General features: G+C 47.7%; 13 protein-coding genes. 10 read left to right on the forward strand and 3 right to left on the reverse strand.

From position 1 onward, the window contains the following. Window positions 1-591: 591 nt before the first annotated feature. The 3 genes from GBH70_RS10830 to GBH70_RS10840 all read right to left on the reverse strand — a co-directional run bounded on the left by GBH70_RS10830 (window position 592) and on the right by GBH70_RS10840 (window position 4,234). Entirely contained in the window at window positions 592-1,029 is a 438-nt protein-coding gene (locus GBH70_RS10830; RefSeq protein WP_151681057.1) for an Rrf2 family transcriptional regulator, read from the reverse strand. Window positions 1,030-1,168: 139 nt separating this feature from the next. Beyond that, on the reverse strand, window positions 1,169-2,143 hold the full coding sequence (locus GBH70_RS10835; protein ID WP_151681058.1) for a bile acid:sodium symporter family protein: 975 nt from the start codon (window positions 2,141-2,143) through the stop codon (window positions 1,169-1,171). Window positions 2,144-2,524: 381 nt separating this feature from the next. After that, on the reverse strand, window positions 2,525-4,234 hold the full coding sequence (locus GBH70_RS10840; protein ID WP_151681059.1) for an Rqc2 family fibronectin-binding protein: 1,710 nt from the start codon (window positions 4,232-4,234) through the stop codon (window positions 2,525-2,527). A gap of 146 nt (window positions 4,235-4,380) precedes the next feature. On the opposite strand from GBH70_RS10840, the gene GBH70_RS10845 reads away from it, so the two are divergent. From GBH70_RS10845 to rsmB, 10 genes are all read left to right on the forward strand, one after another. Further along, window positions 4,381-7,062 carry a cation-translocating P-type ATPase gene (locus tag GBH70_RS10845; RefSeq protein WP_151681060.1) on the forward strand — a complete coding sequence of 894 codons (2,682 nt, stop codon included), beginning with the start codon at window positions 4,381-4,383 and terminating at the stop codon, window positions 7,060-7,062. Between the two features lie 179 nt (window positions 7,063-7,241). After that, a complete protein-coding gene (locus GBH70_RS10850) occupies window positions 7,242-8,117 on the forward strand; it encodes a YicC/YloC family endoribonuclease (RefSeq protein ID WP_151681061.1) in 876 nt (291 codons plus the stop codon). 15 nt (window positions 8,118-8,132) lie between these two features. After that, on the forward strand, window positions 8,133-8,417 hold the full coding sequence (remA, locus tag GBH70_RS10855; RefSeq protein ID WP_151681062.1) for an extracellular matrix/biofilm regulator RemA: 285 nt from the start codon (window positions 8,133-8,135) through the stop codon (window positions 8,415-8,417). Window positions 8,418-8,419: 2 nt separating this feature from the next. After that, a complete protein-coding gene (gmk, locus tag GBH70_RS10860) occupies window positions 8,420-9,034 on the forward strand; it encodes a guanylate kinase (protein ID WP_151681063.1) in 615 nt (204 codons plus the stop codon). Between the two features lie 2 nt (window positions 9,035-9,036). Continuing rightward, complete coding sequence (rpoZ, locus tag GBH70_RS10865; protein WP_151681074.1) at window positions 9,037-9,243, forward strand: DNA-directed RNA polymerase subunit omega; 207 nt, start codon at window positions 9,037-9,039, stop codon at window positions 9,241-9,243. A gap of 163 nt (window positions 9,244-9,406) precedes the next feature. Next, window positions 9,407-10,615, forward strand: coding sequence for a bifunctional phosphopantothenoylcysteine decarboxylase/phosphopantothenate--cysteine ligase CoaBC (gene coaBC / locus GBH70_RS10870; RefSeq protein WP_151681064.1), 1,209 nt, complete (start codon window positions 9,407-9,409; stop codon window positions 10,613-10,615). Then, window positions 10,612-13,017 (forward strand): primosomal protein N', encoded by a 2,406-nt coding sequence (gene priA, locus GBH70_RS10875; protein ID WP_151681065.1) that lies wholly within the window; start codon window positions 10,612-10,614, stop codon window positions 13,015-13,017. The genes coaBC and priA overlap by 4 nt, the downstream gene beginning before the upstream one ends. Window positions 13,018-13,040: 23 nt before the next feature. Further along, on the forward strand, window positions 13,041-13,523 hold the full coding sequence (def, locus tag GBH70_RS10880) for a peptide deformylase (RefSeq protein ID WP_151681066.1): 483 nt from the start codon (window positions 13,041-13,043) through the stop codon (window positions 13,521-13,523). Continuing rightward, window positions 13,520-14,473 carry a methionyl-tRNA formyltransferase gene (gene fmt / locus GBH70_RS10885; RefSeq protein ID WP_151681067.1) on the forward strand — a complete coding sequence of 318 codons (954 nt, stop codon included), beginning with the start codon at window positions 13,520-13,522 and terminating at the stop codon, window positions 14,471-14,473. Before def ends, fmt begins: the two co-directional genes overlap by 4 nt. After that, window positions 14,466-15,806, forward strand: a complete 1,341-nt coding sequence (rsmB, locus tag GBH70_RS10890) for a 16S rRNA (cytosine(967)-C(5))-methyltransferase RsmB (protein ID WP_151681068.1) — start codon at window positions 14,466-14,468, stop codon at window positions 15,804-15,806. The genes fmt and rsmB overlap by 8 nt, the downstream gene beginning before the upstream one ends. The last annotated feature ends 39 nt before the right edge of the window (window positions 15,807-15,845 follow it).

Genomic DNA, 15,845 nt, shown 5'->3' on the forward strand with positions numbered 1-15,845 from the left:
AGCCAGCCCCAGAGACTACTGGTTTCCTGGCTTGGGAATCATGCCCGCAGAGGCTCCATGTCAAGTTGCCTTTATACATTTCGACTCTGCAAGACTATGTATTTTCGTGCTATTTTAAGAACGGTACACCCAGTAGCGAAGTCAAATATCTCTGTCCAAATCATGCTCTGAAACGCCCCCATTTGGACAACTTAAACGTCACCGCTACTTTTTGAGTTAAAATACTAAAAAACCGGACATTTCATTACGTCAAAAAATTACTCAAAATTAAATAAGAACAGCACTTGGACATGTTTACCGTCAAAAAGAGGAAATTTTGTACCGTCAACTTTTGGACAGATTAGCTTAGTAGTAACTCCTGGGGAGGAATGCCAGGTGTGGCGAGGGGGGACCAATACCCAGTTATGTACTCAAAAAAATGGCGGATCCTATACCCAAATTCAAAATGGATTATTTTTTTAGAAAAGTAACCACAATCCGTATTTGGAAGACGAAGAACGGTTTATGGAAGAATATGGTTTATTTATAGAGGAACATGTAAAAAAGGCCGAACGGCTTTTTCTCGGCAATTCGGTCTTTTACCTGGAATCATTATGCATTCAATTTTTCCTTCTTTTTAATCTCCTTCACGATATTTTCAAGCGTTACGTTCCCGAGTACTTTTTCCATCGCTGATTGCGCACAGGCAAATACCGCCTGCACCGTACCCTGGATGTTGCGCCCGACAGGGCATTCCGGATTCGGATGGTCGTGAATGCTGAACAATTCATTTTCTTTCACAACATTCACAGCTTTATAGATATCAAGCAGGGTAATTTCATTTATATCTCTGGCAAGTTCCGCGCCGGCAACTCCAGGGCGGACATGGATGAGCCCGGCATTTTTCAGCATTCCCATAATTTTTCTGATGACAACCGGGTTTGTGTTCACGCTTTTGGCGAGGAACTCCGATGCATTCACACCGTTCTTATTGATCTCCAGTAATGCGAGTATATGAATGCCGACAGCAAAACGGCTGCTGATGGACATATTGCAAATCCTCCTTAAGTGATGACAGCAATCAATCGTGTAACACTTTCATTTATAAGTATACCTTAATATTCGGGAGAAAAGGAATAAAAAATGCCCTTAGGAAAAGTTCCTAATGGCATTTTCAAGGTACGAGATTTTAGGCGTGCTGACTTGCGGAAGGATCCGAATTGGCGGTTTCGAGATTTTTATCTTTCATCCGGCTGTAAATATTTGCTAAGACAGAACCCGACAGGTTGTGCCAAACGCTGAAAATCGCGCTTGGAACGGCAGCAAGCGGTGAGAAATGGGCTGTAGCAAGGGCCACGCCCAGCCCAGAATTCTGCATGCCGACTTCCATGGATACCGCTTTTTGTTTGGCCAGATCCATGCCGCACAAGCGGGCGAAGAAAAAGCCGATGACAAAGCCAAGCAAATTATGCAGAATAACTACGGCAAAGACCAATAAAGCCGTCTGTGCTATTTTTTCGGCGCTCCCGGCAACAACGCCCGAAACGATTAGCACGATGGCGACAACCGATACGAGCGGCATCGCTTTTGCACCTGTCCTCGCCTGTTTGCCAAAGAATTTTTTCACGATAAACCCGAGCACTAACGGGACGATGATGACTTGCACAACTGAAAGGAATAAAGACAGCACACTGACATGTACCCATTTGCTGGCAAACAGCAGAATTAACAGCGGCGTCACGATTGGCGCCAAAATCGTTGACACAGAAGCAATCGCAACCGCAAGCGCCACATTCCCCCGCGCGAGAAATACCATGACATTTGAAGCGGTGCCGCTCGGGCAGCATCCTACGAGAATTACCCCGATGGCAATATCTTTCGGAAGGTTAAGGCTGGCAGCGAGCAAAAAGGCGATGAGTGGCATGATGATAAAATGCCCGATCACGCCAAGTGCTACTTCTAACGGTCTTTTAAATACTTCTTTAAAATCCGACAAATCAAGTGTCAGTCCCATCCCGAACATAACAATTCCCAATAAAGGTACAATATAATTCCCAATCCATGCAAAATGCTGCGGTAAGAGATAAGCAATCACCGCAAAAATCAGCACCCATAAGGTGAATGTCTTTCCTGCAAAAGCGCTGATTTTTTCAACAACTGCCATATAAAGACCCCCAAAAATATAAAGTGTTTTCTAAAATGATAGAATATATGATAAAATAAATCAAGAACATTATTTTGATATATTAAGATTTTTGAATCAATTAAGCGCGTAATGCGTTAGTTAAGGCAGCGTTTTAGACTTTAGGAGAGATATAAAGGCAATAGTAAAGGAACCGTAATGGTCCTAAGGGGCTTTGTAAAACGAGTAGACAGTTGTAAATTGATCGTTTTGATCATAAGTAACCAAATGAAGACCGAGAGTAATTGTGGGGGAAGTATTTAAAACCATAACGCAATCGGAAATTTTACCTTTCAAAAGCAATATGGAGGGCATTCTGCCAGCTGTCCGGCTGCAGAATGCCCTCCACACTTTTGTCTCCGTTCACCCTTTCTTCATCACCAGCACTTTTTCTACATCCGGGGTGACATATACCGTCTGCTGGTTTTCGTAAATGACAAATCCTGGTTTAGCACCGTTCGGTTTTTTCACGTAGCGCACTTTTGTGTAGTCGACAGGAACGGAAGCGGATTGGCGCGCTTTGCTGAAGTAGGCGGCCAGGTTCGCGGCCTCTAAAATCGTTTCCGGGGACGGGTTTTTGCTGCGGATCACCACGTGCGAACCCGGGATATCCTTCGTATGCAGCCAAATTTCATCGCGGGCCGCTACTTTATTTGTTAAATAATCGTTCTGTTTATTGTTTTTCCCGACCAAAATCTCTGTACCGTCAGAAGCTTCGTATTTTTCAAGGGTGATCCTGTGCGCTTTTTGCCGCTGCGCCCTCCGATGGCGGTTCTTCAAATAGCCTTCTTCCTCAAGTTCTTCGCGGATTTCCTCAATATCTTTCGGGGATGCGGTCTCGAGCTGCTGCAGGAGGTTTTCGAAATACAACACTTCATTTTTCGCGTTTTCAATCTGCTCCTGTACCACCGTTTGCGCATGTTTCGCCTTTTGGTAGCGCGAAAAATAACTTTGCGCATTTTCCGATGGGGTTTTCAGCGGATCAAGCTCAATTACCGCCATTGCGCCGTTTTCATCATAATAGTTTTGCACTTCGATTTTTTTCATGCCTTTTTCCACAGCATAGAGATTTGCCGTCAGCAGCTCGCCATACAACTGGAACTGCTCGGCATTTTGTGCGTAATCGAGCGTCGCTTCAAGCTTTTTAATTTTACTTTCGTTTTTCTCCAGTTCATTTTTAATAAAACGCTCGAGATCATGGCTTTTCTGTTTGACGCGGTCACGTTCTGCTTTCCCGACATAAAAACGGTCAAGCAGTGTACTTAAACTGCCAAAAGTTTTCACTTCACCTTCCAAAGACTGGAGAGGAATCATATAAAACGACTCTTTTTGCGCCCCCGTAATCATGACGGGTTCAATGTCATACACTTTAATTCGCCCCATCACGGACAAAAAAGCTTCCGAAACGGCTTCCGGGTTGGAAAATTTCGCGAGGTGCATGATTTCTTTCGCAAGGAGCGGGGAAACCCCGGCAAACTGCGAAACGATCTGTTTGTCCATTTTTCCGCTGTTCCAGTCAAGCGCGGCAATTATATCATCTTTCGAAGCCTCCAGGGGGTTCTGTTTGTGCTGCTCCGGCGGCAAAACATATTCATGGCCCGGCAGGACGGTCCGGTACGTATTCACAGCCAGTGGGACATGCTTGATGCTGTCCATAATCATGTTCCGTTCTTTTTCTACTAATATAATATTGCTGTGGCGTCCCATGATTTCCATATACAGCTGTTTGTACGAAATATCCCCGATTTCATTGCGGCTTTTGATTTCGAACACAACAACACGGTCAAGGCCGATCTGGTAAATATCTTCTATGACCGAACCTTCAAGGTGTTTCCGCAAAAGCATACAGAACATCGGCGGATCCGGCGGGTTATCAGTTGCTTCATTCGTCAGCTGAATCCTTGCGTAACTCGGGTGTGCCGACAAAAGCAAGCGATGGTTTTTTCCGTTCGCACGCACAATCATGATTAGCTCATTTTGGTAAGGCTGGTGGATTTTATTGATCCGTCCGCCTTTTATCGCGTCACGAAGTTCCTTCACCATGGCCCTTGTAAATAATCCGTCAAAAGACATATGACATTCCTCAATTCTGTGGCGCCCGCGGGCAGAGCCGCAAGCGCCGGTTGTTGGCTTTTTAAATTATATCATTTTTTTGGACAGGGCTGAATATGTTGCTATTAAGACGATAATGGGCAGAAGCAGGGGGAGAGTGTATTCCAATGATGTTTCATGAAATGAGCGGAAAAGATGTAGAACAGGCATTGAGCACTGATCTTGAAAAAGGGCTCACTGAAAAAGAAGCGGAAAAAAGGATCAGGCAGTACGGCTTTAATGAACTGGAGGAAGGAGAAGAAAAATCTGCCCTCATCCTCTTTTTAAGCCAGTTTAAAGATTTTATGACGCTCGTCCTGCTAGCCGCAACGGTGATTTCCGGTCTTTTGGGCGAGTATGTTGATGCCATTGCGATTATTGCCATCGTTTTGATTAACGGCTTTCTTGGTTTTTCCCAGGAGCGGCGGGCTGAAAAATCCCTCGAGGCGTTAAAAGAACTTTCGGCGCCGCAAGTCAATGTGCTGCGCAGCGGCCACTGGGTAAAAATTCCATCCAAAGAAGTGACGCTCGGCGATATTTTGAAATTTGAAAGCGGGGATCGGATCGGCGCTGATCTCCGGATTGTAAAAGCGAACAATTTGGAAATAGAAGAATCGGCGCTGACAGGGGAATCGATCCCTTCACCGAAATCGGCAACCCCGATCTCTGGAGAAAATGTGAGCCTGGGTGATTTGCATAATATGGCGTTTATGGGCACAATGGTGACACGCGGAAACGGGATCGGCATTGTCACCGGAATCGGGATGAAAACCGCGATGGGCGAAATCGCCGATATGATCCAAAATGCAGAAATTCTTACAACCCCTTTACAAAGAAGGCTCGAGCAGTTAGGGAAAATTTTGATTGTGGTTGCACTTCTTTTAACGCTTCTTGTTGTGCTTGTCGGCGTCTGGCACGGGCATGATTTGTATTCCATGTTTTTGGCAGGCGTGTCGCTTGCGGTGGCGGCGATTCCGGAAGGCCTGCCGGCAATTGTCACGATTGCCCTGTCGCTCGGTGTCCAGCGCATGATCCGCAAAAATGCAATCGTCAGGAAACTCCCGGCGGTCGAGACACTAGGCTGCGCAACCGTCATTTGTTCGGACAAAACCGGTACGATGACGCAAAACAAAATGACCGTCACCCACTTGTGGAGCGGCGGGGAGACTTGGAAAGTTTCCGGAACGGGCTATGAGCCGAAAGGAATTTTTAAGCAAGGAGAAACGGAAATCCACCCTTTAAAAGAAAAAAGCTTATACCAGCTGTTGACGTTTGGCCTTTTGTGCAACCACGCCGAACTGAAAATGAAAAATGAAGAATATTTCGTGGACGGCGACCCGACGGAAGGCGCGCTACTCGTTTCCGCCCTGAAAGCCGGTTTGACAAGAGATTTGCTGTTAAAAGAGTTTACGATTGAACAAGAATTTCCGTTTGATTCGACGCGGAAAATGATGAGTATGATGATCCGCGATAAGCACGGCAAGCGATACGTGATCACGAAAGGCGCGCCGGACGTGCTGCTGGATATATGCCGGTCGGTGCTTTGGAGGAGCCGGGAACAACCCCTAATAAATGAATACCGCGAAAAAGTGCAGGAATCGATCGATGGTTTGGCTGCGCAGGCACTTAGAACAATCGCGATCGCCTTTAAGCCGGTTATAGCCGGGGAAAAAATCAGTAGCGAACGCGATGCGGAAAAAGATTTGATTTTTATCGGATTACAGGGGATGATTGACCCGCCGCGCCCGGAAGTCAGACAAGCCATCAAAGAATGCAAAGAAGCAGGCATCCGGACCGTGATGATCACTGGCGACCATGCTGTTACAGCAAAAGCGATTGCAAGGCAGCTCGGGATTTTGCACAGCGGACATCCAAAAGTGATCGACGGTACGATGCTGAACGACATGACGGTTGATGAACTGGAAGATATGATTGAGGAGGTTTCCGTTTTTGCGCGCGTGTCTCCGGACCATAAACTGAAAATCGTAAAAGCTTTCCAAAACCGGGGCCATATTGTTGCGATGACAGGGGACGGCATCAATGACGCGCCGGCAATCAAAACGGCGGACATCGGCATTTCCATGGGCATCACGGGCACCGATGTGGCGAAAGAAGCTTCTTCGCTCGTACTGCTAGATGATAATTTTGCGACGATCAAAGCGGCGATCCAGGAAGGTCGCAATATCTATGAAAATATCAGAAAGTTTATCCGTTATCTGCTGGCGTCAAATGTCGGAGAAATTCTTGTCATGCTGTTTGCGATGCTCTTGTCTTTGCCGCTCCCGGTCGTGCCGATCCAAATTCTATGGGTCAACCTTGTTACGGATGGGCTGCCGGCCATGGCGCTCGGGCTCGACCAGCCGGAAGAAGATGTGATGAAGCGGAAACCTCGCCACCCGCGCGAAGGCGTTTTTGCGCGCGGGCTCGGATGGAAAGTGGTTTCGCGCGGATTTTTGATTGGGCTTGTTACATTGGTCGCCTTTATGACGGTTTATTATCAAAATACTGACAATTTGGCTTATGCGCAGACCGTTGCTTTTGCCACGCTCGTCCTCGCCCAGCTGATCCATGTGTTTGACTGCCGCAGCGAGCGTTCTGTGCTGGCGCGAAACCCGTTCGGGAACCTGTATCTTGTTATGGCTGTCCTGTCATCAGTTTTGCTGATGCTGGTTGTGATTTATGTGCCTGCGCTCCAGCCGGTTTTCCATACGCTTCCGATTTTACCAAGTGATTGGCTGCTCATTCTTTGTATGAGTGCAATCCCGACATTTTTGCTTGCCGGAACATATTATATAAGAAAAAAAGCTTAAACTATGCTATAATCTTAAAAGTAATAGGGATACCTCTATTACTTTTCTTTTTGGAGAAAATCACCAAACAGTCCCGATTAAAATTTCCTTTTCTTCTTAAAACCGGCGCGGTATAATCTCCATAAAAGCGATTTTGCCGGTAAAAATGCGGAAGATGTTATAAGATTGGGCGTGAGAAGATGGTTTTAAGCATGACGGGCTACGGCAGGGGGCGGCAGCAGACACAGTTGTTCAGTGTGACGGTAGAAATAAAGTCTGTCAACCATCGCTTTTGCGAATACCAAATGAGAATGCCGAAACAGCTTGTGAAAATAGAAGACCAGCTGAAGAAAATCATCGGCCGCTATATCCAGCGTGGCCGCGTGGATGTATTTGTCACGATCTCAGGCGAGGGGCTTGTCAAGCGGCAGCTGCGGGTCGACTGGGATTTGCTCGATGAGTATCACCGGTTTTTAAGCCGGCTCCGCGATAAATACGGAATTGAATCAGGTTTTGGCATCCGTGAGTTATTAAATCACGAAGATTTAGTTACAATAGAAGAAATAGAAGAGGACAATGAAGAGATTATCGCGCTTGTTATGGAGGCCTGCAGGGAGGCGGCCGGGCAGTTGAGGTTGATGCGCGAAAAAGAAGGAGCCCAGCTGCAGCGGGATCTGGAAAACCATCTTCAGTCCCTTTCAAAACTGTTGGAAACAATAAAAGCGCACGCTGCAACACTGGTCCATACATACATGTTAAAGCTTGAAAAACGGATGCAGGAAATCACAAACGGCCAGCTGGATGAAGCGAGAATTGTGCAGGAAGCGGCGCTGTTTGCCGAAAAATCCGATATTCATGAGGAAATCACAAGGCTTGAGAGCCATCTGCTGCAGTTTCGTGAGACTTTGGCGCTTCATGAACCGATTGGCAGGAAGCTGGATTTTATGATCCAGGAAATGAACCGGGAAGTCAATACGATCGGCTCGAAAGCGAATGCTTCCGCCATCTCCACAGCCGTTGTGGAACTGAAGTCGGTGCTTGAGAAGATGCGCGAGCAAGTACAAAATATAGAATGAAATTGTACTATATCAATGGCGAGTGGGGAGAGGATAAAATTGGTAAAACTCATTAATGTCGGTTTCGGCAATATCATTTCGGCAAACCGCATCATTTCGATTGTGAGCCCGGAATCGGCCCCGATTAAGCGGCTGATCCAGGATGCGCGGGACCGCGGCACTTTAATTGATGCGACTTACGGAAGAAAAACCCGCGCAGTGGTTATGATGGATAGCGGCCATGTGATTCTCTCCGCTGTGCAGCCGGAGACGGTGGCGCACCGTGTCAGCGACAGGGAAACAGATGGCGAGGAGGTATAGAATTGGAGAAAAAAGGACTGCTGATTGTGTTATCCGGCCCGTCCGGTGTCGGGAAGGGGACAGTAAGGAAAGCGATTTTTTCGCAGCCGGATACGAAATTTGAATATTCCATCTCGATGACGACAAGAAAACCGCGGGAAGGCGAAATTGACGGGGTGGACTATTTTTTTAAAGAACGCGAAGAATTTGAAGAGCTGATCAGGCAGGGAAAACTGCTTGAGTATGCAGAATACGTCGGTAATTATTACGGGACGCCGGTTGATTATGTCGAGGAAACGCTTGAAGCCGGAAAAGATGTTTTTCTGGAAATCGAAGTGCAGGGTGCCAAACAGGTCCGTGAAAAATTTCCGGACGGCCTGTTTATTTTCCTTGCGCCGCCGAGCCTTTCCGAGCTGGAGACGCGGATTACACAGCGAGGTACGGAATCTGCGGAACTGATTCGCGGCCGCATGGAGAAAGCCCGCAAAGAAATTGAAATGATGAATTTGTATGATTATGTCGTGGAAAATGATACAATAGAGAACGCCTGCGAAAAAATTAAAGCAATTGTCGTTGCTGAACATTGCCGAACTTCGCGCGTCGCCAAGCTGTATAAAAAACTTTTGGAGGTTGAATGAACATGCTCTATCCATCCATTGACGAACTGCTGAAAATCATCGATTCGAAATACTCCCTTGTCACAATTGCGGCAAAACGCGCTCGCGAGTTGCAGGAACACCATAATGAAGTGCTGGAAAAATATGTTTCGGATAAAAATGTAGGAAAGGCGCTTGAAGAAATTTATGTCGGCGCGCTTCGGATTAAACAAGATGAACCGGCTTCCTAATCCGAAAGCAGGACCCGGCTTTGGCGCCGGAATGGGATGGAAAATGAAACGCTTAGCAGGGACTGGCCAGAGTTGCGTCAGCCCTTTTTCTTATATTTGCTTTTTTGCTAGAATGAACATAGCTGAATGATTTACCGATAGAATCCAAACAGGGGGCTTACTGATGGTAGGAAAAAAAATATTATTGTGCGTCACGGGCGGCATTGCCGTATATAAAGCGGCTGCGCTCACTAGCAAACTGGCGCAGGCCGGCGCGGTCGTAAAGGTGATCATGACAAAATCGGCCTGTCAGTTCGTCACGCCTTTAACGTTTCAAGCGCTTTCCCGGAACGATGTGTACACGGATACGTTTGATGAAAAACATCCGGAGAAAATTGCCCATATCGATTTGGCCGACTGGGCCGATCTTGTACTTGTCGCGCCGGCAACGGCCAACATCATCGGAAAAATGGCGAACGGGATCGCTGATGACATGGTGACGACGACAATATTGGCAACCACTGCGCCGGTTTGGGTGGCGCCGGCAATGAATGTACATATGTACGGTCACCCGGTTGTCCGCCGCAATATGGAAATGCTGCAAAGCTTTGGATACCATTTGATCGAACCGGGAGAAGGGCATCTTGCCTGCGGCTATACCGGAAAAGGGAGATTGGAAGAACCGGAGAAAATCGCCGCGCGCATTGAAGATTTTTTCAGAGGGGCGACTAAACCTTTATTCGGGAAAACCGTACTCGTTACTGCCGGCCCGACGATCGAAAAAATCGATCCTGTAAGATTCCTTTCAAATCGTTCGTCCGGAAAAATGGGGTTTGCGATCGCTGACGAAGCCGCAAAAATGGGTGCAAAGGTTGTGCTTGTCACAAGTGTGGACAATTTAAAAGCCCCGCACGGCGCTGAAGTGGTAAAAGCGGAGAGCGCGGCGGATATGTACGAAGCTGTAATGGGACGCTACAAGGAAGCGGATATCATTATTAAAAGCGCTGCGGTTGCGGACTATACGCCGGTAAATGTACTGGATAAAAAAATGAAAAAGCAGCCGGGCAACATTGTGCTCGAACTGAAGCGGACAAAAGATATTTTAAAAGAATTGGGCGAAAAAGCGGACAAGCCGTTTTTGGTCGGGTTTGCCGCGGAAACGGACAATCTGGAAAAATATGCCCTGGATAAATTGGAACGGAAGCGTGCCGATATGATCGTCGCCAACGATGTCAGCCGGCAGGGGGCCGGTTTTGCCGGGGATACGAATATTGTTACGATTTTTAAACGGGACGGCTCGAAACGGGAACTTCCGCTTCTGTCCAAACATGAAACAGCAAGGGAAATTTTACGCGAAATTTGCAACGAGATCGAAAAGGACGGCGGAAAATGAAGATTGCAAGTGTCATTGTAGACGTTCCGGCCATGCAGACGGATAAATGTTTTGACTATCTTATTCCGGAAAAATGGGAAAATGTGATCCAGCCTGGCATGAGGGTTATCGTTCCTTTTGGCCCGCGGACTGTACAGGGGTTTGTGGCCGGCATAAAGGGCAGCACCGAAGTTGGGCATTTGCGTGAAATCATTGAACCGCAGGACCTCGCTCCTGTCCTGAATAAAGAACTGCTTGCGCTCGGGGACTGGCTCGCAAGCGAAACACTTTGTTTAAAAATTTCCGCTTACCAGGCGATGCTGCCGGCAGCCATGAAAGCAAAGTACGAAAAACGGGTGCGGAGGATGGATGGACATCAGAACCCGTTTCTCGACGAGGTTTTTGGAAAGAAGGATGAAATCGACTGGAAAGAAGCCGATCAGCGCGGCCTCTTGCCATTTTTGCAAAAAGAAGCGAAAAACGGGACGGTTGAGGTCGTCTACGAAGTGAAGAACAAAGCCAATAAAAAAACCGTCCGCATGATTTCCTGCCCGCTTTCTGAAGAAGAAATCCGAAGGCGGTTTGAAGAAATTTCGGGAAATGCCAGGAAACAAAAGCAAGTGCTAGAATTTTTCATGAAAAATCCGAAAATAAAGGCAACCGTAAGTGATTTGGCCGAGGTTTCCGGCGTGTCCCCGTCGGTCATCAAAACCCTTCTCCAAAAAGGGTGGCTGGAAGAAACAAGCGAAGAATTGTACCGGGATCCATATGCAGACCGGAATTTTCAAAGGAGCGTTCCGCATACTTTGACAAGCGAACAAAAGCAGGCGATTGCCCCGGTTCTTTCCGCCATCCATGAGAAAAGGAGCGAAATTTTTTTGCTCTATGGGGTAACCGGAAGCGGCAAGACGGAAATCTACCTACAATCGATCCAGGAAGTGCTCAATGAAGGAAAAGAAGCGATTGTGCTTGTCCCGGAAATTTCGCTGACGCCGCAAATGGTCCATCGTTTTAAAAGCCGTTTTGGAAATGACGTTGCTGTTTTGCACAGCGGCCTTTCGATCGGCGAAAAATATGATGAGTGGCGAAAAATCACCCGAAAAGAAGCAAAAGTGGTCGTCGGGGCGCGGTCGGCGATTTTTGCTCCTTTTGAAAATATCGGCATCATCATTATTGATGAAGAGCATGAAAACAGCTACAAGCAAGAAGACAATCCGCGCTATCATGCCAGGGACGTGGCAATATTCAGGAGCCGGAACCACCACTGTCCGGTCATTCTCGGAAGCGCCACGCCGTCGCTTGAATCGTTTGCGCGCGCACAAAAAGGCGTCTATACATTGCTGAAAATGGAAAAACGTATGAACAACCACCCGCTCCCGAAAGTTTCTATTGTGGATATGCGGGAAGAAATGCGCGCGGGCAACCGTTCTATGTTCTCAAAGGAACTTTTCGGGAAACTGAAGGATCGGATTGAGAAAAAGCAGCAGACTGTTTTGCTTCTGAATAAAAGGGGATATTCCTCCTTTGTCATGTGCCGGGACTGCGGTTATGTGCTGCAATGCCCGAACTGCGATATATCACTGACTTACCACCGGTCCACGAACGAAATGAAATGCCATTATTGCGGATATGAAACGTTTGTACCCACTGCCTGCCCGGAATGCGGAAGCCCCCACATCCGCTACTTCGGGACAGGTACGCAGAAAGTGGAAGAAGAGTTGGGCAGACTTTTGCCGGAAGCACGCGTCATCAGGATGGACGTCGATACGACCGGACGCAAGGGGGCACATGAGCGGATGCTGAAAAGTTTTGCGGACGGGGAGGCCGATATTTTGCTCGGGACGCAAATGATTGCCAAAGGGCTTGATTTTCCGAACATCACCCTTGTCGGCGTGTTAAATGCCGATACAATGCTGCACCTGCCTGATTTCAGGGCTTCCGAAAAAACATTCCAGCTTCTGACGCAGGTGAGCGGGCGTGCTGGGCGGCATGAATTGAAAGGGGAAGTTGTCGTCCAGACGTACACGCCTGAGCATTACAGCATCCAATTCGCCGGTGAGCAGGATTACGGGCGTTTTTACCGTCAGGAAATGATGATGCGCAAAATGGGGTCGTATCCGCCTTTCTACTATTTAACTTTGATTACGGTCAGCCACGAAAATGTGATGAAGGCCGTATCCGCGGCGGAGAAAATCACCCGCTTTGTGCGGTCGCGCGTGTCGGACGGGACGATAATTCTCGGCCCGGCAGCATGCCCGATCCCGCGGATGAAAAATAGATATCGTTACCAATGTTTGATAAAATACAAACGGGAAACGCGGCTGAAAGAAACATTAACCGTTTTGCTGGAGCATTTCCAGCATCAAATTGCCTCGGAAGGATTAAGCATCTCGATTGATGTCAATCCTAATATGATGATGTAAAAGGGACGAGTGATGAGATTCATATGGAGATCGTGAAATACCCTGCCGCCATTTTGGAGAAAAAATGCAAACGGGTCACGGAATTCGGCCCTTCTTTAAAGGCGGTTTTAAATGATATGTACAAAACGATGCAGGAAGCGTACGGGGTCGGCCTTGCCGCCCCGCAAGTAGGCATCGGGCAGCAAATTGCCGTTGTGGATATTGGAGATGGAACCGGCAGAATTGATTTGGTCAACCCGAAAATCATCGCAAGGCGCGGTGAACAGACCGATGTAGAAGGCTGCCTGAGTTTTCCGGGCGTTTACGGTACCGTTTCGCGCGCTTACTATGTAAAAGTGAAAGCACAAAACGCCCAGGGGAAAACGTTCATCATTGAAGCGGAAGATTTTCTGGCGCGCGCTTTGCAGCATGAAATTGACCATCTGCACGGCGTTTTGTTTACTTCAAAAATTATCGAGTATGTTGATGAGGAAGATTTAACGTTTGAGGAGGCGGATGCCGAATGACAAGAGTTGTTTTTATGGGGACGCCTGATTTTGCCGTACCGGTCTTAAAGGCGCTCATCCGCGATGGTTATGAAATTGCCGGTGTTGTCACGCAGCCGGACAGGCCGGTTGGGAGAAAACACGTATTAACGACTCCACCTGTCAAAGTGGAAGCGGAAAAACACCATATTCCGGTGTACCAGCCTGAAAAGCTGCGGCTGTCGGAAAGTCTCACTCCGATTTTGGAATTGAAGCCGGATGTGGTTGTGACTTGCGCATACGGCCAGATCCTACCGAAAGCCTTGCTGGATGCGCCCCCTTACGGCTGCATCAATGTCCATGCTTCATTGCTTCCGGAGCTCCGCGGCGGGGCCCCGATCCATTACGCCATTTTGCAGGGGAAGAAAAAAACGGGCATTACGATCATGTATATGGCGGAAAAACTTGATGCCGGTGATATCATCAGCCAAAGGGAAGTTGACATCGATGAAACCGATGATGTCGGCACGCTGCATGAGAAGCTGAGCGCAGTTGGGGCGGAACTTTTATCCGAGACGCTTCCGAAAATCCTAGCGAAAGAAATTACCGCCATTCCTCAGGACGAGGAAAAAGCGACTTTTGCCTATAACATTACGCGCGGGCAGGAAAAAATCAATTGGGAAAAAACAGGGGAGGACATCTATAACCAGATCAGGGGCCTTTGCCCTTGGCCGGTAGCGTATACCGTTCTCGGCGGGAAAACCATTAAAATATGGAAAAGCGAAAAAGTGGCGCTTCCACAAAAAATGGATCCGGGTGTAATCGTTGAGCTGCAAAAGGACGGGATTGTCGTTGCAACAGGTAACACGACCGGGATAAAAATTACAGAATTACAGCCTGCCGGAAAGAAAAAGATGCCGGCAGCACGATTTTTAAACGGCGCCGGCTCTAACTTTTCTGCCGGCATGAAATTTGGAGAAGAAGATGAATAAAGTAAGGAAAAACGTCCGCGAAGCAGCCCTTGAACTTTTGGAAACTGTGGAAAAAAACCAGTCGTACAGCAATTTGATGCTGAACAGCTATATTGAAAAATACGGTTTTGCCGGTCCGGATGCAGGGCTTTTAACAGAGATTGCTTACGGGACCTTACAGAGAAAACAGACGCTTGATTTTTTCCTCGCCCCGTTTTTGCGGAAAAAAATCGAAACATGGGTGCGGATTTTGTTGCGCTTGTCTTTATACCAAATGGTATACTTAGATAAAATCCCTGACCGCGCAATCATTTTTGAAGCAGTGGAAATCGCCAAAAAGCGTGGCCATCAGGGGATCTCCGGGATGGTCAACGGGGTCTTGCGGGCCATACAAAGAAAGGGACTCCCAAGTTTTAAAGAAATAGAAGATCCGATTGAAAGATTGTCTGTGGCCACGAGCCACCCGCGCTGGCTTGTTGAAAGATGGTTGGAAGAATACGGCTATAAGACAACAAAAGAGATGTGTGAAGCCAATTTGGCGCCTCCCGTCCAAACAGCTAGGGTAAATGTGAATAAGGCATCAGTAGAAGAAGTTGTCGACAGGCTCGGGCGCGAAGGCTTTAAAATTGAGCCGAGCCCGGTGATCCCGGAAGCTGTCCGGTCGTTGAAAGGAAACCTTGCCCGCTCGGTATGTTTTAAAGAAGGCCTGATCACGATCCAGGATGAAAGCTCTATGGCAGTCGCATATGCACTTGATATCCAAAAAGGACAGCATATTCTCGACTGCTGTGCGGCGCCGGGCGGAAAAACGACCCATATTGCAGAAAAGCTTGGAGGAACGGGAAAAGTTACCGCGCTTGACTTGCATCCGCACAAAATCAAGCTGATCCGTGAAAACGCGGAAAGGCTCGGGCTCAGCCAGATTGAAGCGGTTGTGATGGACAGCCGGGAAGCAGGGCAGCATTTTGAAAAAGAATCTTTCGACCGTATTTTGGTGGATGCGCCGTGCTCCGGGCTCGGCGTTGTGCGGAGGAAGCCGGATATTAAATATGTAAAAAACATAAAAGATATGAAGACGCTCCAACACGTGCAGCTCTCAATTTTAGAGGAAATGGCGGGGTTGTTGAAGCCGGATGGCATTATGGTGTTCAGCACCTGCACGGTGGACCGCGCAGAAAATGAAGGGACCATTGAAACGTTTTTGAAACAGCACCCGGGCTTTGAGCCTTATCCGCTGCATGTGCCGGAAGCAATGGAGAATTATGTGGACGGGTACCGGACGCAAATTTTTCCGCAGGATTTCGGTGGGGATGGATTTTTCATCGCCAGCGTCCGCAAAAAAGAGATGGAATAAAATTGATATTTGCCTGATCATAAACACTTCAATCACTAT

Origin of the sequence: Weizmannia acidilactici (assembly GCF_008974225.1) — a bacterium.
GTDB lineage: Bacteria > Bacillota > Bacilli > Bacillales > Bacillaceae_C > Weizmannia > Weizmannia acidilactici.